At 40.9% G+C, this 23,371-nt stretch carries 22 protein-coding genes; 13 read left to right on the top strand and 9 right to left on the bottom strand.

Features of this window, described 5'->3' with window-relative positions; genetic code table 11:
* The first annotated feature begins 47 nt into the window (after positions 1-47).
* A complete protein-coding gene (locus NXG61_RS03930; RefSeq protein ID WP_196604113.1) occupies positions 48-770 on the top strand; it encodes a flagellar brake protein in 723 nt (240 codons plus the stop codon).
* A 26-nt stretch (positions 771-796) separates the two neighbouring features.
* Here the strand turns inward: NXG61_RS03930 and NXG61_RS03935 are convergent, their stop codons facing one another.
* The gene (locus tag NXG61_RS03935; RefSeq protein ID WP_196604112.1) at positions 797-1,552 is read right to left on the bottom strand and encodes a DeoR/GlpR family DNA-binding transcription regulator; all 756 of its coding nucleotides are present in this window, start codon (positions 1,550-1,552) and stop codon (positions 797-799) included.
* Positions 1,553-1,916: 364 nt separating this feature from the next.
* On the opposite strand from NXG61_RS03935, the gene rhaB reads away from it, so the two are divergent.
* The 7 genes from rhaB to NXG61_RS03970 all read left to right on the top strand — a co-directional run bounded on the left by rhaB (position 1,917) and on the right by NXG61_RS03970 (position 9,663).
* Positions 1,917-3,341, top strand: a complete 1,425-nt coding sequence (gene rhaB / locus NXG61_RS03940) for a rhamnulokinase (protein ID WP_196604111.1) — start codon at positions 1,917-1,919, stop codon at positions 3,339-3,341.
* Between the two features lie 101 nt (positions 3,342-3,442).
* Positions 3,443-4,678: an L-rhamnose isomerase gene (locus NXG61_RS03945; protein WP_196604110.1), complete on the top strand. Its 1,236-nt coding sequence runs from the start codon at positions 3,443-3,445 to the stop codon at positions 4,676-4,678.
* A gap of 140 nt (positions 4,679-4,818) precedes the next feature.
* On the top strand, positions 4,819-5,637 hold the full coding sequence (rhaD, locus tag NXG61_RS03950; RefSeq protein WP_196604109.1) for a rhamnulose-1-phosphate aldolase: 819 nt from the start codon (positions 4,819-4,821) through the stop codon (positions 5,635-5,637).
* 157 nt (positions 5,638-5,794) lie between these two features.
* Positions 5,795-7,078 (top strand): MFS transporter, encoded by a 1,284-nt coding sequence (locus tag NXG61_RS03955; RefSeq protein ID WP_196604108.1) that lies wholly within the window; start codon positions 5,795-5,797, stop codon positions 7,076-7,078.
* A 55-nt stretch (positions 7,079-7,133) separates the two neighbouring features.
* Complete coding sequence (locus tag NXG61_RS03960; protein WP_196604107.1) at positions 7,134-7,451, top strand: L-rhamnose mutarotase; 318 nt, start codon at positions 7,134-7,136, stop codon at positions 7,449-7,451.
* 135 nt (positions 7,452-7,586) lie between these two features.
* A complete protein-coding gene (locus tag NXG61_RS03965; RefSeq protein WP_196604106.1) occupies positions 7,587-8,456 on the top strand; it encodes an aldose 1-epimerase family protein in 870 nt (289 codons plus the stop codon).
* 34 nt (positions 8,457-8,490) lie between these two features.
* Positions 8,491-9,663, top strand: coding sequence for a pyridoxal phosphate-dependent aminotransferase (locus NXG61_RS03970; protein WP_196604105.1), 1,173 nt, complete (start codon positions 8,491-8,493; stop codon positions 9,661-9,663).
* Positions 9,664-9,774: 111 nt separating this feature from the next.
* Here the strand turns inward: NXG61_RS03970 and NXG61_RS03975 are convergent, their stop codons facing one another.
* The 6 genes from NXG61_RS03975 to NXG61_RS04000 all read right to left on the bottom strand — a co-directional run bounded on the left by NXG61_RS03975 (position 9,775) and on the right by NXG61_RS04000 (position 16,404).
* Positions 9,775-10,728, bottom strand: coding sequence for an AEC family transporter (locus tag NXG61_RS03975; protein WP_196604104.1), 954 nt, complete (start codon positions 10,726-10,728; stop codon positions 9,775-9,777).
* Positions 10,729-10,817: 89 nt separating this feature from the next.
* Complete coding sequence (locus NXG61_RS03980; RefSeq protein ID WP_307223292.1) at positions 10,818-12,005, bottom strand: D-alanyl-D-alanine carboxypeptidase family protein; 1,188 nt, start codon at positions 12,003-12,005, stop codon at positions 10,818-10,820.
* A 19-nt stretch (positions 12,006-12,024) separates the two neighbouring features.
* Positions 12,025-12,462: a PaaI family thioesterase gene (locus tag NXG61_RS03985; RefSeq protein WP_196604102.1), complete on the bottom strand. Its 438-nt coding sequence runs from the start codon at positions 12,460-12,462 to the stop codon at positions 12,025-12,027.
* 196 nt (positions 12,463-12,658) lie between these two features.
* Positions 12,659-14,023, bottom strand: a complete 1,365-nt coding sequence (locus NXG61_RS03990; protein ID WP_196604101.1) for an NAD(P)-dependent oxidoreductase — start codon at positions 14,021-14,023, stop codon at positions 12,659-12,661.
* A gap of 127 nt (positions 14,024-14,150) precedes the next feature.
* A complete protein-coding gene (locus NXG61_RS03995) occupies positions 14,151-15,737 on the bottom strand; it encodes a sensor histidine kinase (protein ID WP_307223288.1) in 1,587 nt (528 codons plus the stop codon).
* On the bottom strand, positions 15,712-16,404 hold the full coding sequence (locus NXG61_RS04000; protein ID WP_196604099.1) for a response regulator transcription factor: 693 nt from the start codon (positions 16,402-16,404) through the stop codon (positions 15,712-15,714). The genes NXG61_RS03995 and NXG61_RS04000 overlap by 26 nt, the downstream gene beginning before the upstream one ends.
* A gap of 423 nt (positions 16,405-16,827) precedes the next feature.
* Here NXG61_RS04000 and NXG61_RS04005 point away from each other — a divergent pair, with 423 nt between their 5' ends.
* The 3 genes from NXG61_RS04005 to NXG61_RS04015 all read left to right on the top strand — a co-directional run bounded on the left by NXG61_RS04005 (position 16,828) and on the right by NXG61_RS04015 (position 18,502).
* Positions 16,828-17,097, top strand: a complete 270-nt coding sequence (locus NXG61_RS04005; protein WP_196604098.1) for a hypothetical protein — start codon at positions 16,828-16,830, stop codon at positions 17,095-17,097.
* Between the two features lie 129 nt (positions 17,098-17,226).
* The gene (locus NXG61_RS04010) at positions 17,227-17,559 is read left to right on the top strand and encodes a thioredoxin family protein (RefSeq protein ID WP_196604097.1); all 333 of its coding nucleotides are present in this window, start codon (positions 17,227-17,229) and stop codon (positions 17,557-17,559) included.
* Between the two features lie 4 nt (positions 17,560-17,563).
* Positions 17,564-18,502, top strand: a complete 939-nt coding sequence (locus NXG61_RS04015) for an NAD(P)/FAD-dependent oxidoreductase (RefSeq protein ID WP_307223285.1) — start codon at positions 17,564-17,566, stop codon at positions 18,500-18,502.
* 106 nt (positions 18,503-18,608) lie between these two features.
* Here the strand turns inward: NXG61_RS04015 and bioB are convergent, their stop codons facing one another.
* Positions 18,609-19,595, bottom strand: coding sequence for a biotin synthase BioB (gene bioB, locus NXG61_RS04020; RefSeq protein WP_196604095.1), 987 nt, complete (start codon positions 19,593-19,595; stop codon positions 18,609-18,611).
* Between the two features lie 200 nt (positions 19,596-19,795).
* On the bottom strand, positions 19,796-20,980 hold the full coding sequence (locus NXG61_RS04025) for a MalY/PatB family protein (protein WP_307223283.1): 1,185 nt from the start codon (positions 20,978-20,980) through the stop codon (positions 19,796-19,798).
* A 371-nt stretch (positions 20,981-21,351) separates the two neighbouring features.
* Here NXG61_RS04025 and NXG61_RS04030 point away from each other — a divergent pair, with 371 nt between their 5' ends.
* Together NXG61_RS04030 and ptsP are read left to right on the top strand one after the other, a co-directional pair.
* Positions 21,352-21,615 carry an HPr family phosphocarrier protein gene (locus tag NXG61_RS04030; protein ID WP_196604093.1) on the top strand — a complete coding sequence of 88 codons (264 nt, stop codon included), beginning with the start codon at positions 21,352-21,354 and terminating at the stop codon, positions 21,613-21,615.
* Between the two features lie 32 nt (positions 21,616-21,647).
* Positions 21,648-23,369 carry a phosphoenolpyruvate--protein phosphotransferase gene (gene ptsP / locus NXG61_RS04035; RefSeq protein WP_196604092.1) on the top strand — a complete coding sequence of 574 codons (1,722 nt, stop codon included), beginning with the start codon at positions 21,648-21,650 and terminating at the stop codon, positions 23,367-23,369.
* Positions 23,370-23,371 lie beyond the last annotated feature (2 nt).

Genomic DNA, 23,371 nt, shown 5'->3' on the forward strand with positions numbered 1-23,371 from the left:
TGATACCGGCAATACATAAAGTAATTTTGTGGATGTGAGAGAGTAATATGGGAAATAAAATCAGTGATATATTGGAAAATACGCTTGGCGTTGAAGTCGCTTATGCCGATGACAGAGAAATTTCTTATTTGGCAGATATAAAGCTTGTAATGAAAAGCGAAATAGATTTTATGATAACAAAAACATGTACTTCTGAAGAATGTGATGTACAAAAAATACCGTTTAAAAAAGACGATGATGTATTGGTTATATTGAAGACAAAAGAATGTTGTTACAGCTACCAGGGAAAATGCACATATATAAAAGTCGGACGCTTTTTTACATTGAGCGTAAATTATCCCGTATCAGTATTCCGTGAACAAAAACGCGAGTTTGTCCGTATCTCCATCAATAAAGATATATTGCTTTTTGTTGTTGCTCAAAATAAACAACAAATGGGTACAGGGCGGCTGTTGAAAAATGATTTTTCGATAAATACACGCCGTGTAAAAAGTTTTGATATAAGCGGCGGCGGTATAGCTTTTTATGATACGGAGGCAATTGCCCCAAAAACAAATGTACTTATTGACCTTGCCTTTATAGCGCCTGATTTGGACGGCTGTCGTCAGACTGCGCAGGTACTGCGCTGTAATAAGGTAAAGGAAAATGACGGACTTTATCTTATTGGTGCTCAGTTTGTGGACCCTTCCTTTATAGTGCAGCAAAAGATAAATAGATTTGTATTTGCACAAATACGGGAGCAGGCGAAAAAGAAGAAAGAGCTCAGATGATTTGGCAGGTATTTTGTTCATCTGTTTTAATAAATGAGTTTTATATTATGCTTTTTGAGGAATGATGCCCACTTGGCAGAAGGCTGTTTATCTGTTATAACATAATTTATTTGTTTGAAATCAAGTGTTTTGGCAAATCCGTTATTATCAAATTTGGAATGGTCGGCAAGCAGGATAATCGTCCTGGCTTGTTCGGCCATTTTCTTTTTTATTATGCTTTCTGCTTCGTTGGATTCGGTGATCCCCTGCTGCATAGACATTCCTTTGCAGCCGATAAGGGCAATATCAACACAATAATTGTTGAGGGTATTGACAGCATCACTGCCGGTCAGCGAATAAGAGTGATTGCGCAGTATACCTCCGCTGGCAATGACTTTTGCACTGTTATGGATCAGTGTGTAAACGATTTTTATGGAGTTTGTTATCCAAGTCAGTGATTTTTCATTTTTTAATAATTGAACAACTTCCAGACATGTTGTGCTGGCATCGACCATTATGGAATCTTCCTTATTTATGAGCGAGCAGGCTTTCTGTGCTATTTGTTGTTTTTCTTCCAGGTTTAAGGTGATTCTTTTGGAAAAAGAGATATCATCATAAGTGTGTTCTTTTAAAACTGCTCCGCCATAGCTGCGCCGCAGAAAATCTTGTTTTTCAAGTTTTTCCAAATCACGGCGTATGGTTTCTTCGGTGACTTTGAATAAAGCGGCAAGTTCATTTACGTATACCTTTCGTTCCTGCTGCATCTTATTGATGATTTTTTGTCTGCGTTCTATTCCAAGCATTCTAATACCTCGTTTATGCATTTTTGTGAAGTGCTGTTCAAATAATTATTATACAGCAGTGTAATATTGCGGACAATCGCATATTTTTATATCTGAGCTGTGGCGGTGAAAAATATGCAGATTATTGCAGTTGTACAAAAACAACATAAAAAAATATTTAAAACGTATAAACAGACATAAACAAATAAAAAAAGTTGACAAAAAATATTCCGAATGTTAATATAACACTAACAAAGAAAAACAGACAATAAAACAGCTTATTATTATTGTTTAATCTGTTGTTCGCAATTATCAAAAAAATAAATATATAAATTTTCTGATAAAACAGAAAAAATGCTAATATGTGGAAAGGATACAGAAACGGGTGAAAAATTATTATCTGGCAATTGATATAGGAGCTTCCAGCGGACGCCATATTCTGGGATGGATGGAAAACGGCAAGATGCGTATAGAAGAAATATACCGTTTTGAAAATCATCTTGATAATAAAAACGGAGAACTCTGCTGGGATATGGAACGACTTTTCAAGGAAGTAGTGACCGGTATTGGCAAGTGCAGTGAGCTTAATCGCATTCCTAAAAGCATCGGCATAGATACATGGGGGGTTGACTTTGTTCTTTTAGACGGAGCAGGTGAGATGCTGGGTGAAGCAGTAGGCTACCGCGACGATCGTACAAAGGGAATGGATAAAAAAGTATATGAAATAATAAATGAAAAAGATCTATATAGTCGTAACGGCATCCAAAAAATGCTTCTCAATACTATTTATCACTTATATTCACTTAAGCTTAATAAGCCTGAACTTTTGGAAAAGGCCGAACATTTTCTTATGATACCGGAATATTTAAATTACAGGCTTACCGGTGTAATGAAAAATGAGTATACAAATGCAACAACTACTCAGCTTGTAAATGCTGAAAATAGGGATTGGGACTGGGAGCTTCTGGATATGCTTGGACTGCCGCGAAAAGTTTTCGGCAGACTTTATATGCCGAAAGATTCTGTGGGACTGCTGAAGGAAGAAATCGAAAGGCAGGTAGGCTTCACCAGCGAAGTGGTTTTACCGGCAACGCATGACACCGGCTCAGCTGTCATGGCTGTTCCGACCAATGATGATGATGCTATTTATATCAGCTCAGGTACATGGTCATTGATGGGAATAGAGCGTCTTATTCCTGACTGTACAGAAAAAAGCCGCATTCATAATTTTACTAATGAAGGCGGATATCATTATCGGTATCGTTACTTAAAAAATATCATGGGTTTATGGATGATGCAGTCGATAAGAAAAGAATTTTCCCATAAATATACCTTTGATGAACTCTTCACTTTGGCGTATATAGGCCGCTATTTCAGTTCTGTGGTGGATGTGACCGATATATGTTTTCTTGCTCCGAACAGCATGAGGCAGGCTGTGCAAGAACACTGCCGCGGAACGAATCAGCCGGAACCGCAGACTGAGTGCGAACTGCTGTTTTGTGTCTACAACAGTCTGGCGAAATGTTATGGTGATGTTGTAAAAGAGATTGAAGCAGTGACAGGAAATGATTATAAAAACATATATGTTGTCGGCGGCGGTTGTCAGGACAGATTTCTAAACAGACTTACGGCCTTTCACACTCAGAAAAATATTTATGCAGGGCCGGTGGAAGCCACGGCAATCGGTAATATAACAGCGCAGATGCTGAAAACAAAAGAATTTGATGATCTGGTCCAGGCTCGCGGAACAATAACAAAATCATTTGCCGTAAAAAAAGTGAATGACGATGAATTTTGCTTTGAAGACTGAGTTTATATGAACTATCAGCAGATAAAGTCAGTCATAAATATAAGATAAATTGTGCAATGATTTTTTAAATTATTGATTATTAAAACAGGAGAGTGTAAAAAATGGCAAGTATTGATGAAGCAAAGGAAGTTTATGGTCAAATTGGGGTGGATGTGGACAAGGCTATAGAAAGGCTGAAAAAGGTCCGTGTTTCCATGCATTGCTGGCAGGGTGACGATGTGCTTGGATTTGATTCCACAGAATTAACAGGGGGCATATCAGCAACGGGAAACTATCCGGGAAAAGCCACAAATCCAGATCAGCTGATGGCGGATATGAAAAAAGCTTTGTCGCTTATTCCGGGCAATCATAAAATAAATCTGCATGCATCTTATGCTATTACCGATGAAAAAATTGATCGTGATAAATTGGAACCAAAACATTTTAAGGCATGGGTTGATTTCGCCAAAGAAAATAATCTTGGTTTGGATTTTAATCCGACGTTATTTTCCCATCCGAAGGCATCCGATAATCTGACATTGTCCAATCCAGATAAAAATATTCGCGATTTTTGGATTGATCATTGCAAAGCCAGCCGTAAAATAGCGGAATATTTTGGCAAAGAACTTTCTATGACATCGTTGAATAATATTTGGATACCGGATGGTTATAAGGATGTTCCGGCTGACAGAATCGGACCGCGCAGACGTTTGAAAGAAGCTCTTGATGAGATATTCAGTGAAAACTATGATGAAAAATATTTGGCTGACAGTATCGAAGGGAAAGTGTTTGGCATAGGGGTGGAATCCTATACTGTGGGATCGCATGAATTTTATATGAATTATGCGGCAAAAAATAATAAGATGTGTTTGCTGGATACTGGACATTATCATCCCACGGAAATGGTTTCCGATAAAATACCGACAATGCTTTTGTTCAACAAAAATCTGGCACTGCATGTAAGCCGTCCTGTTCGCTGGGACAGCGATCATGTGATTTTATTTGATGATGAATTAAAGGAAATTGCCAAGGAACTGGTTCGCTGTGACGCATTGGGCAGAGTATTTATCGGTCTTGATTTCTTTGATGCAAGCATCAATCGTATTTCGGCATGGGTAGTGGGAATGCGCAATATGGAAAAGGCACTGCTTTATGCATTGCTCACACCACATGAAGCATTGAAAAAAATGCAGGATGAAGCAAACTTTACTGAACTCATGGCTTCAATGGAAGAACTGAAAACATATCCGTTCGGTGCGGTATGGGATTATTACTGTCAGGTACAAAATGTGCCGCAGAAGAAAGAATGGTACAAGGAAATACAGAGCTATGAACATGATGTTCTGGCAAAACGTTAAAAAATATCGTGTTTTTGTCTAATGACAGCTGCATGAGGCTGTCAGGATAGAAAAATTGCCGATATATGTTCTGGTGAATCGGTGAATTAATGTTACTGCCGGTTGATTTTATAAAATTAGACTTGAATGAGGGAGAACAAATGGCGATTAAAGATGCGGAATTTATACAAGGATATATCAGACTGACCGATGATGCTTTCAGGAAAGGCTGGCATGAAAGAAACGGCGGTAATTTCAGCTATCGTATCAAAGATGAAGAAGTAAAAGAGATAATGCCGGATTTAAAACCGGCCGCAGATTGGCAGCCTATAGGCACTACTGTGCCCAATATCGCGGGTGAATATTTTTTGGTCACCGGCAGCGGCAAATATATGAGGAATGTAATTTTATGTCCGGAAGATAATATAGCCGTTATAAAAATAGACGATAAAGGTGAAAGGTACAGTGTGCTCTGGGGATATGCGCATGGCGGCAGACCAACGAGTGAACTGCCTACTCATCTTATGAATCACGGCATAAAAAAAGATGCTACCAATGGATTGAACAGAGTAATTTATCATGCGCATCCTGTCAATGCAATAGCGCTTACTTTTATACTTCCGCTTGACGCAGAGGCATTTTCTCATGAATTGTGGGAAATGATGACAGAAGTTCCTGTGATTTTTCCTGAGGGAATAGGTGTGATACCATGGATGGTCCCGGGTGGAAAAGCTATCGCTGATGTCACAGGAGAGCTTATGAAAAAGTATAATGCCGTCATTTGGGCACATCATGGCGTGTTCTGTGCAGGACAGGATTTTGATGAAGCTTTCGGGTTTATGGATACAATAGAAAAAGCCGCTGAAATATCTGTAAAAGTTCATTCTATGGGCGGTAAAAAACAGACTATCGGCGATCAGGATTTTCGCGATCTGGCTAAAGCATTCAATATAAAACTAAATGAAGAATTTTTGCACTGACTGATAGAGGAGAAAAGATTGGATAAGGATTATTATATATTCTTGTCCAATCTGATTTACAGCTATTATATATTACATGTTTTCATGAAGTGTATGTATTCACAATATTTGATAAATATTGTGAATACGCATTATACAAAAGAAATGAGGAATTATAATGGATCATAATGAACCATCACCTTGGAAAAAAACGATCCTTGCAGCTATGACCAGTTATATTGATGCAGGTTCCATCGTGGCAGGGGCGGCAGGATTGAGCCTGTGGCAGTCATATCTTGGTATGGACGGATATCAGATGGGCGCATTGGCGGCATTGTCTTCGAATGCCGGGTCTGCAGCTGTGGGAGCACTTATAGGAGGGCGCATATGTGATAAATACGGCAGAAAATTTGTTTATACGTATGATTTGTTAATTTACATTGTGGGAATGCTTTTAATTGTGTTTGGTGTAAATTATGCGATGCTTTTGACCGGGTATATCATCGTCGGGCTGGGTGTCGGAGCTGATATCGTTGCTTCATGGACGCTTATTGCAGAGGAAGCGCCGGCTGAAAACAGAGCTAAGCATTGCGGTTCGGCTCAGTTTGCATGGGCTTTGGGGCCGGCAGTCGTACTATTGATTTCGGCATGGATAAATCAATTCGGTATAATAGGCAATCGTATTGTTTTTGCTCATTTGATCATTGTTGCCGCATGGGTATGGTATCAGCGTCTGAAAATGCCGGAATCGAAAGACTGGCGCGCGGCAAAAGAAGCTGAAGAAAAACTTCTTGCTGAAGGCAAGGTAGAAAAAGTATCATACTCAACTATTTTATCGGGGATTAATTTAAAAACAGTTTTGTTCCTCTGCGGTGTTTATTCCGTATGGAATCTCTGTGCCAGCACCTGGGGCTTCTTCATGCCTTATATCTATGAACATGTGGGAAATCTGTCAAACAGTATGTCTCAGCTTATGTCAGTTGGGTCATTCGTCATTTCCTTCGTAGGTACTTATTTTATATTTATGCGGCTGGGTGATAAAGTGAGCCGTCGGCTTTTATATACAATAATCGGCGGTATTTACGTTATCGGCTGGGGTGTATGGGTATTGCCGCCGGAAATGCTCAGCATGTGGATGCTGGTGATGTTTACAGTTTTTGCCGGTGTCAATAATGGTTCCGGTCAGCAGGCTTTCTATCAGCTGTGGTGTTCGGAACTTTTCCCTACAAAATATCGCGCTACGGCACAGGGACTGACGTTCTTTATCACGCGTATTGCCGCGGCTGTCTGGGGCTTCAGCGTACCTATAATCATGGATTCATTAGGCTTTAGATATGCCGCTATGCTGATGGTTGCGTTTGCTCTTATCAGCTGGATAATAGGAACATTGGGAGCACCTAATACGAGCGGAAAGACATTGAAACAAATAGAAATCGAACGTTATGGACATGAAGTAAAATAAGACAGACGGCTTGCTTAAAATAAATAATGATGGAGAATATTAAGGAGGCATAAAGTTGGAACGTTTTGCGTGGAAGGCTGTCATTAAAGACGGAATGATCGGAGAATATAAAAAACGCCATGATAATATCTGGCCGGAAATGAAAAAGGTATTGAAAGATGCCGGCATAAAAAATTATACTATATGGAATACAGGCAATGAAGTGTTTGGCTATTTTGAATGTGAAAAAAGCATTGCCTATGCTGAAAAGTATCAGGCTGAAAGCGCCGTTGTCGACAAGTGGAATGAATATATGAAGGATGTTATGACAATGGAGATGGACAAGGAAACAGGCGCCCAGCCGAAAATGAAGCAGGTATTCTTTTTGGAATGAATAGCAGACCTATTCAATAGGCTGAATATGATTAAAAAGACTGAAAAAGCTGCCCGGTATATTACTGGACAGCTTTTTTGCAGTGCACAGGGATGCAGTATGGTATAATAAAAAAAAGAATTGGAGGATTGCATAATGCTTTATGAATTACATAATAATTTTGTTCAAATCAAAGTAAAAAGTCTGGGTGCAGAGTTGAGCTCTTTGGTTTCAAGGCAGACAGGCAGAGAATATATTTGGAATGCGGATCCTGCTTATTGGAAAAGAAGCTCACCCATATTATTCCCTTTTGTGGGACGGTTGAACTGCCAGCGTTATATTCATAAGGGTGAATCTTATGAAATGGGGCAGCATGGCTTTGCAAGGGATTTAGAATTTGAAGTATCAGAAAAAGATGAGACAAGCATATCCTTTATGCTGACAGATAATACACAAATATATAAAGAATATCCGTTTCATTTTAAATTGATTCAAAAATATTCTTTGGATGGTCATAAAGTAACAGTCAGCTGGAAAGTAATAAACACTGATAAAAAAATAATGTATTTTTCAATAGGCGCTCATCCGGCATTTGTCTGCCCAAGTATGCCTGGAGAGAAATTGTGCCGCCTTCAATTTGATACGCAGGGATCATTGTTTTATAAAAAACTCAATAAAGACTCGCTTGCAGAGCATCAGGTGCATGAACTTCCTCTGGAAAAAAATGTATGGAGTTTTGAGAAAGATGTTTTTGATCAGGATGCGTATATTTTTGAAAATTATCAAATAGAAAAAGCTGCATTTCTCGACGAACAGGGAAAGCCGTATTTGTCAATGAAGTGCCATGCACCTGTAATGGGAATTTGGTCACCGCCGCATAAAGACGCACCGTTTGTTTGCCTTGAACCGTGGTTTGGCCGATGTGATTCTGTGGATTTTACGGGAGAGCTTAAGGATAGGGAATTTGGCAACAGTCTGGCCGGAGGCGCAGACTTTTCCACCCAATATGAAATAGAGATCCGATAAATATATAAGTCCTATAGGTAAAGGAGATAATAGTATGCCGTCGTTATCAAAAAGAACGCAGAATTTTACGGATTCGGTTATCAGGCGCATGACCAGAATTTCACTGAAATATGATGCAATAAATCTTTCGCAGGGATTTCCTGATTTTGATCCGCCTCATAAATTGATGGATTCTTTGGCAGACACAGCACATAAGGGGCCGCATCAATATGCCGTGACATGGGGGGCACAGAATTTTCGTGAAGCTCTGGCGAAGAAGCAGGAACATTTCATGGGGCGAAAAATTGACGCAAATAAGGAAATAGTGGTGACCTGCGGAAGTACTGAAGCAATGATGGCTGCTATGATCAGTGTGGCCGATCCGGGTGACAAGGTAGTAGTTTTTTCACCGTTTTATGAGAATTATGCCGCAGATGCCATCTTGAGCAGTGCGGAACCGATCTATGTTTCTCTTCATGCGCCAGATTTTCATTTTTCAATCGGAGAACTTGAAGCTGCCTTTCAGCAGAGACCAAAAGCTTTGATCTTGTGCAATCCTTCCAATCCCACAGGCAAGGTGTTTGGTTATGATGAGTTGAAGATAATTGCGGATATGGCTGTTAAATATGATGTGTTTGTGATCACGGATGAAGTATATGAGCATATTGTATATAAACCGTATAAGCATATTTATATGTCTTCTTTACCCGGAATGTACGAACGGACGATTTCCTGCAGTTCGTTATCAAAAACTTACTCGATAACAGGCTGGCGGCTGGGCTATATTATTGCTCCGCCGGAGATCATAGAAAGGGCGAAGAAGGTACATGATTTCCTGACTGTCGGTGCGGCAGCTCCTCTGCAGCAGGCCGCGGTGGCAGGTTTGGAAATGGATGACGTTTATTATGCTGACCTTCTTGCCTTATACAGCAGAAAACGGGATATATTTTTAAATGGTTTGGAAGCGCTTAATATAAGATATACAAAACCGCAGGGAGCTTATTATGTTATGGTGGATATAAGTGAATTTGGCTATGCGGATGATTTGGAATTCTGTGAAGTACTGGCGCGGGATGTGGGTGTTGGTGCTGTGCCGGGCTCATCTTTTTTCCATGATGACATAAATGATTTTATCCGTTTTCATTTTGCCAAAAGTGAAAAAGTGCTTACAGGGGCATTGGAACGTTTGGGGACGATGCGGAAGAAAATAAAAAAAAGAAGCCGATAAGATTTTTACATAAAAATGAAAGCCCAGACAAATATCAATAATTTGTCTGGGCTTTCATGATATGATCGTTTATCAAAATAAAATCATAAATATCCTTTTTGACCAATATTTTTATATGTAACTGAGCAATACCATGTAAACGGGAATTGTTATTATGGAAAGTATCGTGGTTATGGATACTATCACAGTGGCATATTCCACATCGGTTTTATAAAGGCTGGATAAAACTACAGTCTGGATCATTGCCGGCAGAGAAGACATTATGATAAAGTCTTTGAACATAAGGTCCGGTATGGAAAAGAATGAACCGACAATATAAGTTATAATTGGCGCCGCAATAAAACGACCGATAAGAACACCATTTAAATCGCGATTGAATTTGAGTTTGCTGAAATTCATAGAATAGAGTGTGGCGCCGATGAATATGAGTGCGACAGGTGTAGTCATATTGCCGAGATACTTGGCGGTGTCCAGGACGAACGGCGGTAGTTTGATATCAGCTAATATGAGAAGAACAGATATCAGAAAGCCGCAGATAGGTGCCGAAAAAATTTTTTTTAAGGTAGCCGCTGTCATATAATCTTTCCATGAAGCAGATTTATTTGCGTCCGATTGGATAGAAGCATTGCCTATTGTCCAAAAAAAAGTCGTATTGGCAAAGAAAAACAAAAGCGCATAAGGCAGGGCTTTTTCGCCAAACAGGGCAACAGTAACAGGGACACCGACAAAAATAGAGTTTGAGTTGGTGAAAGAGGCACTGAAGGTACCGCGATGACCATGCCTGATATTCAGGAATTTTATAAAAAGCAAACTCAAAAAATAGCATATTATCATAGAAAGAAAGGGCACGGCGGCACCGGAAATCAAATGTTCAAGCTGATCCTTACTGAAAGTGGCGGTCAGGTTATAAACAAAAAAAAGAGGCAATGATATATAGTTTACCAGTTTTGGCAGCAGAGCCCGGTTATTTTTGTCTATCCAGCCTTTGTAGGCCATATACCATCCTGAAAGTCCCATAAGAAGAAGGGTGATGACACCTTCTATTGCATGAAGGAAAACAGACACTAAAAAGCCTCCTTAAAATTCTGCCGATATCAGTTAATATTTATGACGGATTAGATAATGAATTTATGAAAGTGTGTCCGTCATTTCGATCAAGCTGTCGCAAACAAACTGGTAATACTGTCATACAGAGCATAGCATAATGATTCTAAATTAAAACCAGTGCCGCTGGATCTGTCAGCCGTCATAGGCACTTCACCGACTTTGTTATTGTTATAGAATATATCTACTGATCCGACTTTGTCACCGGTTTTGACGGGTGCCTCAAGATACTGGGGCAGGTTCACTTTGATAGAATAAGAAGTTCCGCTTTCACCGTCTATCAGAGGATATGATATGTCAGACTGCGGGACGACATTGATTTTTGCTGTTTTTCCATTATGCACGTGAATAGATTGCATGAGATCTGTTTTCTTATAGCCCGGCTGCATGCGGACATTTTTAAAACCGTAATCTAAAAGCTCCTGAGCTTCTGAAAATCGGTTTTGTCCGTCTTCTGTATGCATGACCACAGCAATAAGAGTGACGCCGTTACGTGTGGCTGATGCAGCCAGACAGCCGCCGGCATCATCGGTATAGCCTGTTTTTATACCATTCGCGTAAGGGTAATTCCATAGGAGATGATTGGTATTTTCAAATACCATTTTTTTATCGGGAGTCAGCCAATGAATCTCCTTTTCTTTGGCTGAAACTATTTTGCGAAAATCTTCATTTTCGTAAGCATAAGCAGCTATTTTGGCCATATCGCGTGCGGTTGAATAATGATTGGGATCGGGCAGACCATTTGGATTGACAAAATGGGTATTCACAGCGCCCAGTGATTGGGCTTTTTTGTTCATAAGGTCGACAAAAGCAGAAGTGGTGCCGCCTATGGCATCAGCTATTGCCACAGCAGCATCATTGCCGGAAACAAGCATCATTCCCTGACGCAATTCATCCATATGCATAATATCGCCTTTTTCCAAATATAAGGAAGAGCCGTCAACATTGGTGGCTTCATCAGAAATATGTACAATATCATTGGGATTCGTCATTTCCAATGATAAAACAGCTGTCATCATTTTGGTCATACTGGCCGGATATTCATGTACATCAGCGTTTTTTTCAAAGATGACGCGCCCTGTTGATGCTTCGATCAGTATTGCAGATTTAGCGGTCAACCCATATTCGGGAGGAGCGCCGGAAGAAAATTGCTGCAGGCTGATATCCTGCGCAGATGCTGATGTCAGAGAGGATAAAGAGAATATGACCGCAAAAATCAAATACCGTAAAAATCGCACAAAAATACCCCTTTATTTTTCATTTCTGCAATTCACCTATAACAAACATCGTAGCGCGGCTTTTGCAGCATAAATTATCTTCTTCATCAAAAATAGAACATTCGGCAACAATTGTCTGTCTGCCGTTGTGAATAATTTGTGTTTTTGCCCTTATGATGCTGTCTTCGGGTACAGCTTTTAACGTATTTATATTGAAATCAAGAGTCACAACACGTTTATTTATACTCAGGCAGGCGGCGCCTATAGCCGTATCTGCCAGTGACATCATCACACCGCCGTGAGCTATGCGGTACACATTAGTGTGTCTGTGTTCGATGGCAAGACTTATGCATACACTGCCTTTGTCGATTTTTTCTATAGTGATCCCTAATTCCTTGGTAAAAGGGTTGTCTTCGTAAAAAGATTTGACGGCTTCTTCCAGTGTGCAATCATTTAAATGCAGATCAAATTTTGTCATTTTCCATTTCCTATAATAATATGATTTTTGATAAAAATATTTTAATATTATACACCATCATAAATCAAACCTCAATCAAAATCAAAAGCAGCAAGAGTGAAAAATAAGGAAAAATCACTCTTGCCAATTGCAAATATTATATACTGTACTGTCGAAGCGGCAAGATATATGAACAGAGAAGTGTGGCCTGCAATACTCAGTCAGTCATTTTCAGGCCGCATTTTTCCATGAGTTTTTTTGCTTCCACATATTGAGCTATACCCTTGGCGACTGTTTTTGCGTCTTTCATGGCTTTTACGACTGTGGCAGGACCGTTTACTACGTCACCGCCGGAAAAAACTCCGCTGCGCATACTCATGCCATAAGGTATATCACGGGTTTTTACATAACCGGACTCATCTACTTCTATGCCTTTGGTGGAGCCGATGATGCGGCTGGCAGGACGCTGCCCGATAGCGATTATGACTTTATTGGCAGGAATAATGGAGGTCTTTTCTGTAGGGATGAGATCTTTTCCTTCGCCTGGGTCACTCATAATATGGCAGAGGACACCTGTGACAAAATATTCACCGATCAATTCAAGGGGGCGGCGCAGTGATGTAAAGTTCACACCTTCTTTTCGGGCTGATGCGACTTCGGAAGCAAGAGCGGCTATATGGCTTTCTCTGTCGCGGTTAAGTACGGTAACGGATGCGGCCTCTCTGCGGATGGCTGTGCGCGCCGCATCGATGGCTGTATTGCCGGCGCCGATGATGACCACATTATCGCCCGGATGGATGGGGACTTCCATGGCATCAACGCTTCCCTGGTTGGCAAGTTCGACCATTTGCAAAAAGTATGTTGCCTGTACGGCACCGGGAAGTTTGATGCCGGGAAGAGAAAGGGATTTTGCCAATGCATTGCCCGTGCCGATGAAGACAGCATCAAAACCCTGCTCAAATAAATTATCAAGAGTAAGGCTGGGACCGATCATGGTATTGAGATTAAACTGTACACCGAGATTAGCTATTTTTTTTACTTCACGGCGGACCACTTGTTTGGGCAAACGAAATTCCGGTATACCATACATCAAAACACCGCCTGCCTCCTGCTGGGCATCATATACTGTCACGGAAAACCCCATTTTTGCCAGATCACCGGCGACTGTCAGACCGGCGGGGCCTGACCCGATAACGGCTATCCGTCCGCTTCGCTTTTCTTTAATAACAGCAGGGATCAAAGCCAGGTCACCGTCCATATCGGCAATGAAACGTTCTATTTTACCTACTTTGATGCCTTTGCCCTGTTTATTTAATATACAGGAGCCTTCACATTGCTTTTCATGGGGGCAGACGCGTCCGCACACGGCAGGCAGATTGCTGTGTTTTGCTATGATGGTGCTGGCCGAACCAAGATTGCCGTGCGCCATTGCCTCTATGAAGTCCGGAATTTCATTTTCGATAGGGCACCCTGTCCGGCAGCGCGGCTTTGAGCAATGCAGACAGCGTTTAGCTTCTATTATAGCTTCGCGCAGAGTAAAGCCGGCAGGATCATATTCAATAAATCTTTCTAATTCTTCCAAAATTATCCTCCTTTATGAATTTTTTAATAAATATTATTTAATATTATATCATTTTTATATTATTGATAAAAATAAAGATAAACTAAGCAGCAATAAATACAGCTTATTGCTGCTTAGTTTTCTTTTTTTATAGAAATGACAGATTTTTAAAAATGAAACTGAATACAGAACCTTTGTCTAGTACACTATCAACTTTAATCTCAACGCCGTGTCTCATCGCTATTTGCTTGGCAATGGCAAGGCCGAGTCCGGTACCTTTTTTGTTGCGTTCATTATCTACTTTATGGAAACGGTCAAAGATGTGAGGTAATACGTCAGGACTTATACCACAGCCATTATCTGTTATTTTGAGGATTGCCAGATCATCCTTAAGACAAAGCTGCAAACTGATTTCAGAATCTGGTTCAGAAAATTTGATAGCATTGTCAAGCACGACAATGAGCATTTGCCTCAGCCTGCCATAATCGCCGAACATTTCGGCAGGGGGAAGGCTGATATCAGTGATTATGCGTATTTGCTTTGCTGCGGCGAAGGGGCGCATGGCTCTTGCGGCATCGCTTATAAGATCATTCAAGATAAATTTTGACATTTCTATTTTAAAATCGGGATTTTGCAGTTTTGACAGTTCCAGCATGTCGTTGACAAGACGTTCCAGATAGATGGTTTCATTGAGCATTTGCTGGTGATATTCTTTCTGGCGTGTCTCATCATTTATCACTCCGCTCGTCAGAGCCTCGAGAGAAGCGCGAAGAACAGTGACCGGAGTTCTTAATTCGTGTGATACGTTGGCGGTGAAGATACGTCTGGCTTTGTCAAGGCGTCCGCTTTCCTTGGCAGCTTCATTGAGCTTTATGGCCATTTGATCGAAAGATGAGGCTAGGTCACCTATTTCGTCAGATTGATGGACATCAGTTTTGATGTTGTATTTGCCGTCAGCGATAGCAAGAGCCATTTTCTTCATTTTCCGCAGAGGATCAGTGCAATAATAGGAAACAAGAAGTGAGGCAGGCAGAGCTATCATCATAGCAAAAAGAGAGCTGATAAGCAGAAGCCTTATGGCATATAGGATGGAATTATTCATTTCGTTTATGGGAGAATGCATCAAAACGGCACCGACATAACTGCCGTCTGCTCCTTTTATGGGTGCTGCGGCTGTAGTGGCAGGAGTACCGAGTACCCCGCTGAAACTGTCTGCTACTATAACATTTCCCTGCAGTGCCTCGTTTATTACTTCAATGCCGCCAGGCGGAAGCTCATTATACTGTACAGGGCGATGATGCCGATTATTGCTTATAAGAAATTGGCGGTCATTGTTTATTATCCATATGTCTGACATATCCATTCTGTTGAGCAGCTTTATATAATAGACAAGTGCCCTATAGTATGGAATTGCGGTGTCCGATATGGCACTTGGATGCATGCCCATACCCATATGGCCATGGACGGCGGGAGGTATACCGTTTCCCGGCGGTATTGGCGGCGGAGATTGCTGCTGCTGGTCATCATTTGTTGTATCATTTTGGAGAAAGAGACTGATGGTATTGGCGATGGTGCTTACCTTCTCCCGCAGATCGGTGCGTCGCAGTTCTATCGTTTGCTTATTAAAGAAAAAATAGAAAAAACCGTTTATTATCAGCATGAAAATAAAAAGAACAGCGGTAAAAAAGGCAAATAATTTATAGACTATTTTATTCTTCATTTTCGGCAGTTTCAAATTTATATCCCACCCCCCAGACAGTTTTTATCATCTTACCGTAGATACTTCCAGCGTTCAATTTGGCACGCAGCCGCTTGATATGCGAGTCGACGGTTCTTGTGTCGCCAAAATAATCATAGCCCCATATACTGTCAAGCAGATTGTCGCGGGAAAAGACTTTGCCGTAGTTGGAAGCGAGCAGCCATAAAAGTTCAATTTCCTTTTTGGTCAGGGATATATCCTTCCCGGTGACAGTGACCGTATAGCTGTCAAGATCAATTTGCAGATTATCATATTTGAGGATGTTTTTTTGTCCGGAGGCTGTATCCATACGGCGCAGCACAGCTCTGACTCTGGCCATGACCTCTGCCGGAGAAAACGGTTTTACTATATAATCATCGGCACCGATGTCAAGACCCATTATACGTTCAAAATCTTCACCCCGGGCGGTTATCATTATCACAGGAACATTGGAAGTCTGTCTTATCTCTCTGCATACAGCAAAACCATCTTTTTTGGGCATCATAATATCAAGCAGAATGATATCAAGCTTTTCCTTAGCAAATACAGCGGATGCAGCTTCACCGTCAGCCGCAAAAAAAACATTAAATCCTTCCTGTTTAGCATATTCACCGAGAACGACAGCTATTTGCTCGTTGTCTTCTGCAATAAGCATATTTTTCATAGGTAACCTCTTTCTTACACGTGAACCGCCTGTGTATGGATTCTGGAACACAGCACCTATTAGAAAGTGGATGCGGCCGGAGAATGACAGGTGTTCTTGCAGATTCATTTGAATTTCAGGTAAAAAACGATGTTAAAGTTTAAAGCATATTTATTTTACTGCAATAAATTACGATTGGATATGGTTATATTATTTGTAAATGATAATACCAGATAAATTTGTTTTTTCTATGGTAATTTATACAGAATTTAGAAAAACAGTGAAGCCGTAACAGCTATATATTTTGCCAAATGAAAAGGATTATCCTATTTTGTCATAAATTTGTCATACTTTATTGGTAATATTTAAATAATCTAAATAAAAAATGTCATCATAAAACATTAATATATGCTTGTATATTGAAATTGGGAGGAAAGTATCGAAATGAAAGGTAAAAAATTGATCGTTGCCATCTGTGCGGCTCTTGCAATCGGCATGGCGTCTATTACGGCCTTTGCAGCAACGGCGAGAGAAACCGGCAATGCGGGAATTGTAGCCAAGCTGACAAATAGAAGCGTGGACAGTGTTTTAACGGAAAGCTATCAGCAAAATAAATCATTTGCCCAGATAGCAGATGAAGCGGGGAAACTGAGTGATTTTAAGAAAATAAAGACAGAAGATACCGCTGTTTTTACCCATCCGGATTTGCGCTGAATATTAATATATAATGATTCGCCGGTAAATAATGTTTTTGGGAAAAAAAGCTTCTTAAATACTTGACAATTTAACAGGGATAAAATATTATATAGTCAGTAAGATATATATTGAGAGGGGGATTTTATTATGGCTGTAATACATGCAGATAAAGAACTTTTCGAAAAGATGGTAGCGGATAAAAAAACTTTTTTGGCGGATTTTTTTGCTACATGGTGCGGTCCCTGCAAAATGCTCGGCCGCGTTATTGAAAATATAGATAATAAAGGTGAATTGCCGGTTGATATTGTTAAGGTGGATATAGATGAGGAACCGGAATTGGCCCAGAAATATGATGTCAGTGTTGTCCCGACACTCTATTTTATAGCTAATGGTGAAGCAAAAGAGAATATGAGCGGTTTTGTAGCCGAAAATGTACTGGCGCCGAAATTAAAAGATCTGGCAGCCCAAAAAGCTGAGTGAGCGCATGGAAAATAATAGTATTTATGATATAGCGGTGATAGGCGGCGGTCCGGCTGGTATGACTGCCGCTATATATGCCAGCAGGGCAGGTTTGAAGACTATAGTGCTGGAAGCTGATGCTCCCGGCGGAAAGCTCGTAAAAACTTTTGCCATTGAGAATTGGCCGGGTGCTAAAACAGTAAACGGTGCTGATCTGGCATGGTCTATGTATGAGCAAACTACGGCTCTTGGTCCGGAATTTATTTTCGCTGAGGTAATTGATGTAGAAGATCATGGAATGCTGAAATCTGTGCTGTGCAGGGATGGTTCCAGTTATAAAGCTCGTGCGGTAATAATAGCGTCGGGCACGGTCGAAAGACTTATGAATATACCGGGCGAACAGGAAATGATCGGCAAGGGCATAAGCTTTTGTGCCGTATGCGATTCAGCTTTTTATAAGAATGAAGATGTAATTATTGTCGGCGGTGGTAACTCGGCGTTAGAAGAGTCTGTTTATCTTACGCGGGTAGTAAAAAGTGTTACTATTGTGATTAGGCGCGATGTTTTTCGGGCTGATGAAGTTATTCAAAATAAAGTGCTGGCAAATGACAAAATAAGAATTATCAAAAGCAAGCTTCCGCAGGAAGTGCTGATAAAAGACGGCAAGGTAGCAGGGCTCAAGGTCAAAGATGCCAAGACAAATGAGCTGACGGACATTTATGCTAAGGGAATTTTCCCTTATATAGGCAATGATCCCGTTACGGGTTTTGCTGAAAAGCTTGGTGTTACAGATGAGAACGGATATGTTATTGCCGATGAGAATATGCAGACAAAAGTGAAGGGGATATACGGAGCCGGCGATGTATGCAGGAAATTTCTGCGGCAGATAGTGACCGCTGTAAACGATGGCGCTATCGCTGTGCAGGTTGCCGGGCGCTATATAGAAAATTTACAGGAATCTTGAAATATTTTGAGTGATAATATTTTTATGGTTTTGTCGTTTCGGCAAAAAGTCCCGGTGATTTTTCACCGGGACTTTTTGCTGAGCAGATGGATAAAGCGCATTAAGGTCAGGATACACAGCAGGGCTGTTTATTGCTGAGGCCAAGACGATCAAGCATTTGCATATCTTCGCGGATGGTAGTACCGGAGGTAGTCAGCATATTGCCGGTAATAGAAGCTGAGGCACCACCGATAAGTGCCGTTTCTCCGTTGCCGGGCAGCAATTTGCGGCCTGCCGCTAAACGGATATTTGCCTCTGGGTTGATAAAGCGGAAAAAAGCTATTGTTCGGAGGACATCGTTTGCTTCAAGTTGAGGAAGGTTTTCCAATTTTGTGCCTTTTATAGGCATAAGAGCGTTTACCGGAATAGACTGGATATTGAGTTCGGCAAGGCTTACAGCCATATCGAACCGGTCGTCCCATGTTTCTCCCATGCCGATGATCCCGCCGGAACAGACGCAGAGGCCTTCTGCCTGAGCGAGCTTTATAGTGCGGATCTTGTCTTCATATGTATGAGTGGTGCATATATGAGAAAAGAAACGTTTCGAGGTTTCAATATTGTGGTGATAACTGCTGACTCCCGCTTCATGCAGAAGATGAAACTGTTCAGCAGTGAGAAAGCCGTGTGACGCACAAAGGTCGATGCTGAGTTCCTTGCGCATCTGCTTGTAAGTTTCAAGCAGGGAGGTGAAAGCTTTGTCAGTGACTGTTCTGCCGGATGTTACTATTGAAAAGCGGTTTACACCGGCATTTTCGTTGGCGTGGGCATTTGCTACGATTTTATCCATGGGCAGCATGTCATATTCCTCAATGCCCGTATGATGGCAGGCAGCCTGTGCGCAGTATTTGCAGTCTTCACTGCAGCGTCCGCTGCGCCCGTTTATAATAGTGCATAAGTCAACATGATCACCGCAAAAATGTTTTTGCAGTAACTGAGCATTTTTTTGCAGCTCATCAAGCGGAGCTGTGAGAAATATAGAGAGATCCTGTCCGCGTTTTATGCGATAGCCTTTGATGATTTTTTCTGTCAGGTCAGAAAGCAGTAAGTTTGACATTATTTATCCTCTCTTCTAAAAACAATGGCAGCATTGTCATTTTACCGGTGCTGATATAAAATGATGTCTGTCGAATAGCATGTAGCCTTATATATTTAATGCTTCTAAGACTGTATTGCATATATTATATTTTAGTGTTAAAAATATGTCAACTTATTTTAAAATATGGTTTACTTAATTTAATCAACAATCTGAAATTTTTATTTGCTTTTGACTGACAGCGCATTTTTCAGACGCAGTAAAGCGCTGTCCAATGCTTTTGCCGGGCAGGCTAAATTTATCCTTTCATAGCCTTCACCCTCTTTACCGAAAATATATCCCTCATCGAAAAAGAGAGAGGCTTTTTTAGTCATAAAGGATTCTAGTTCATTTTTTTCCATGTTAAGTTTGCGGCAGTCCCACCATTGCAAATAGGTGCCCTCCAGCTTGGTTATCTTAATCTGCGGAATGTTTTTTTCCATAAAGTTTTCACAGAGTTTTCTGTTTCCGTCAATGAGCTTTAAAAGCTGTTCCAGCCACGCTTCACATTTTGTATAAGCAATTTCGCATGCTTTATAACCAAGTACATTCAATGTCCCGTAACCGGCTTTAACGGCAGTTTTTATAAATTTACGCCGTATTAGATCGTTTTTTATAATAATATTGGATACCTGCAGGCCTGCAAGATTGAAAGTTTTGCTGGGAGCGGTGCATATCAGGCAATTGTCAGCGGCATCTTCGGAAAGAGTGGCAAAAACAGTATGCCTGTGTCCCGGCATAATAATGTCTGAATGTATTTCGTCGGCGATGACGAGAACATTGTTTTTCAGACATATGTCAGCAACTCGCTGCAATTCTTCATTTGTCCATATTCTGCCGACGGGGTTATGCGGGCTGCATAAAATAAGCAGCTTATTTTGCTCAGAGCGTGCTTTTTGTTCCAGATCATCAAAATTTATGTGATAGGTGCTGCCCGTATGCAGTAACGGGTTTTTTACGATGCGGCGTTTATTTTCAGTGATTGCTCTGTAAAAGGGATAATATACAGGCGTCATGACAATGACACCGTCGCCTTTTTTTGTATAAGAGCGTATGGAATTGAAAATTGCCGGAACAACACCGGGCGAGGAAACTATCCATTCCGGGGATATTTCAAACTCATGGCGGCGCAGCATCCAGCCGCATACTGCTTGTAAATACTCATTCGTGGGGATCGTATAACCAAGAACGGCACCGGAGAGATAATCCTGCAGACCAGAAATTATTTCCGGTGCGGTGGGTAATTCCATATCTGCTACGGAAAGGGGAATTATATCGGAAGAAATCTGAGGAGCAACTTTTTTCATGGCTGCCCATTTTGCCGATCCCGAGTTTTCTCTGTCAGGACAGCTGGAAAAATCATACATATAATATACCTTCTTTACTTAGATAAAAAATTATTTATATCAGTTTACTATTTTTCCGTATATTTTTCCATATGCTTTTTGCAAAATAAACTATATATCAATATACAAATGATAACGATTATAAAAGAAACTTTATTTAATTTCTTTTACAGAGATTGATCATATAAAATATATAAAAAAATCACTATAAACAGCGGAATTAAAAAATAAAAAAAAGATTAAATCAAAATAAGTATGAATACAGTGTTAAATAATTATATACTTTATGTAAATTTTTACTGGTAATTTTTCATTCTATTCGGTATAATTTAAGAAGTGCAGTCTGACTGCTATAAATTTAATTTTTTTTTAGATAAAAGGGGATATGACTCATGGAAAAAACATTAACTATCGAAAACAAAACGGGCCTGCATGCACGCCCAGCATCAATGTTTGTTCAAACAGCAAACAAGTTCAAAGCTAAGATCAAACTTACAGCCAAAGGAAAAACCGTCGATGCTAAAAGCATTCTTATGATTATGAGCCTTGGTCTTCAGCAGGGTACGGATGTTACGATCAGCGCTGATGGGGAAGATGCACAGGCAGCTCTTGATGCACTTACTGATCTTGTAAAATCTAAATTCGGCGAAGATTAATATTTATCACAAAGCCCCAAGGAGGTCTATTGATGTCAAGTAAATTACGCGGTAAAGGCGTTATTGCCGGTATAGCCATAGCTAAAGCTTTAACTCTGGAACAGGATCTAGAAAAATATGTTGCGTTGTATAATCCGGGAAGCGTTGAAGCGGAAATAGGCAAGGTAAAAAAGGCAATTGGAGAAGTAGCCGATATTCTTGCAGAAAATGTGAAAACTCTCACAGACAAGGATATGGCTGAACAAGCTGGCATTATGGAAGCGCATCGTGTTATGGTACAGGATCCGATGCTTGAAGATAATGCTGTTGCTAAAGCCGGTGAATTGAAATCGGCGCCGAGAGCCGTTTTAGCGGCATCTGAGGAATCCGCAGCAATTTTCGAAAACATGGAAGACTCTTATTTCCGTGAACGTGCTGTGGATATTCGTGATGTAGGCAAGCGTGTTGTGCGCCAAATTTTGGGGCTTAAAGGACCGGACATAGGCAGTGAACCGGTTATTTTGTGCGGGCATGAGATTGAACCGTCAGTCATTGCAAATATTCCCACAGAACAGATAGCGGGCGTAGTCTTAGGACAAGGCAGCACTACCTGCCATGCGGTCATAATCGCAAAGGCTCGTGCTATTCCTACTGTTGTTGGTCTTGAAGCAAATCTTAAGGATATAAAAAGCGGTGATCAGCTGATCATCAACGGAGAAACGGGTGAAGTCTATGTTCATCCCACCGAAGAACAGCTGATTTCTTTCAATGAGCGGATAAAAGAACAGAACAGGCTTAAAGAACATTATGCACAGCTTACTTCACTGCCGGCGGAAACCACCGATGGCCATAAAGTCATGCTTGTTGCCAATATCAGTACCCATCTTGATGTGGAAGCTGCTGTCAGCAATTTTGGCGCCGAAGGTGTGGGACTTTTCCGGTCGGAATTTTTATTCATGGGCAGAAATGAAGCTCCTGATGAGGAAATGCAGTTTCAGGCATATAAGGAAGCTGTCGAAAAATGCAAGGGCAATCTGTGTGTCATCCGCACAATGGATATAGGCGGGGATAAGCCTCTGCCGTATCTGAACATACCGAAAGAAGAAAATCCTTTCCTTGGCTGGCGTGCGCTTCGTATCTGTCTGTCGCGCCGTGATATATTCATGCCGCAGGTAAAGGCTATTTTACGGGCTGGTGTATACGGTAAGGCGGCTATGATGCTGCCGATGGTAATCAGACTGAGTGAAGTTGATAAAGTCAAACAAATAATAGAAGAAGCGAAAGTGCTTTTGTCACAGGAAAATAAAGCTTATTCGGATAATGTACAGCTGGGGATAATGGTGGAAACACCTGCAGCCGCTGTCATGACACCGATATTTGCCAAGCATGTGGATTTCTTCAGTATAGGCACTAATGATCTTATTCAATATACCTTGGCAGTTGACCGTGTCAACAGCAATGTCAGCTATTTATATGATCCGCTTAATCCGGGAGTGCTTGCACTTATTAAACGTACCATTGATTCTGCCAATGAAAATAAGATCTGGGCAGGAATGTGCGGTGAAATGGCAAGTGATCCTCATGCTGCCGTATTGCTTATGGCTATGGGTATTACTGAGCTTTCCATGAGTGCACCGTCAATACCGCGCGTAAAGGAACTTATCAGAAGCGTGAGCATGGCGGAAGCAAAAGAAGTGCTGGATAAGGTAATGTCAATGGAACATGCATCTGACATAAAGGCATATCTGCATGAAAAATTTGATGATAGAAAATGAAT

This window comes from Pectinatus haikarae, from assembly GCF_050916305.1.
Classification (GTDB): Bacteria; Bacillota; Negativicutes; order Selenomonadales; family Selenomonadaceae; genus Pectinatus; species Pectinatus haikarae.

What these genes read in the sequence shown, in the direction of transcription:
- NXG61_RS04025 (WP_307223283.1), bottom strand. Translation starts at nt 20,980, where the DNA reads ATGTATGATTTTTCCAGCTGTCCTGACAGAGAAAACTCGGGATCGGCA.
- NXG61_RS04030 (WP_196604093.1), top strand. Translation starts at nt 21,352, where the DNA reads ATGGAAAAAACATTAACTATCGAAAACAAAACGGGCCTGCATGCACGC.
- NXG61_RS03985 (WP_196604102.1), bottom strand. Translation starts at nt 12,462, where the DNA reads ATGACAAAATTTGATCTGCATTTAAATGATTGCACACTGGAAGAAGCC.
- bioB (WP_196604095.1), bottom strand. Translation starts at nt 19,595, where the DNA reads ATGTCAAACTTACTGCTTTCTGACCTGACAGAAAAAATCATCAAAGGC.
- ptsP (WP_196604092.1), top strand. Translation starts at nt 21,648, where the DNA reads ATGTCAAGTAAATTACGCGGTAAAGGCGTTATTGCCGGTATAGCCATA.
- NXG61_RS04010 (WP_196604097.1), top strand. Translation starts at nt 17,227, where the DNA reads ATGGCTGTAATACATGCAGATAAAGAACTTTTCGAAAAGATGGTAGCG.
- NXG61_RS03945 (WP_196604110.1), top strand. Translation starts at nt 3,443, where the DNA reads ATGGCAAGTATTGATGAAGCAAAGGAAGTTTATGGTCAAATTGGGGTG.
- NXG61_RS03970 (WP_196604105.1), top strand. Translation starts at nt 8,491, where the DNA reads ATGCCGTCGTTATCAAAAAGAACGCAGAATTTTACGGATTCGGTTATC.
- NXG61_RS03935 (WP_196604112.1), bottom strand. Translation starts at nt 1,552, where the DNA reads ATGCTTGGAATAGAACGCAGACAAAAAATCATCAATAAGATGCAGCAG.
- NXG61_RS04005 (WP_196604098.1), top strand. Translation starts at nt 16,828, where the DNA reads ATGAAAGGTAAAAAATTGATCGTTGCCATCTGTGCGGCTCTTGCAATC.
- NXG61_RS03965 (WP_196604106.1), top strand. Translation starts at nt 7,587, where the DNA reads ATGCTTTATGAATTACATAATAATTTTGTTCAAATCAAAGTAAAAAGT.
- rhaD (WP_196604109.1), top strand. Translation starts at nt 4,819, where the DNA reads ATGGCGATTAAAGATGCGGAATTTATACAAGGATATATCAGACTGACC.
- NXG61_RS03955 (WP_196604108.1), top strand. Translation starts at nt 5,795, where the DNA reads ATGGATCATAATGAACCATCACCTTGGAAAAAAACGATCCTTGCAGCT.
- NXG61_RS04015 (WP_307223285.1), top strand. Translation starts at nt 17,564, where the DNA reads ATGGAAAATAATAGTATTTATGATATAGCGGTGATAGGCGGCGGTCCG.
- NXG61_RS03930 (WP_196604113.1), top strand. Translation starts at nt 48, where the DNA reads ATGGGAAATAAAATCAGTGATATATTGGAAAATACGCTTGGCGTTGAA.
- NXG61_RS04000 (WP_196604099.1), bottom strand. Translation starts at nt 16,404, where the DNA reads ATGAAAAATATGCTTATTGCAGAAGACAACGAGCAAATAGCTGTCGTT.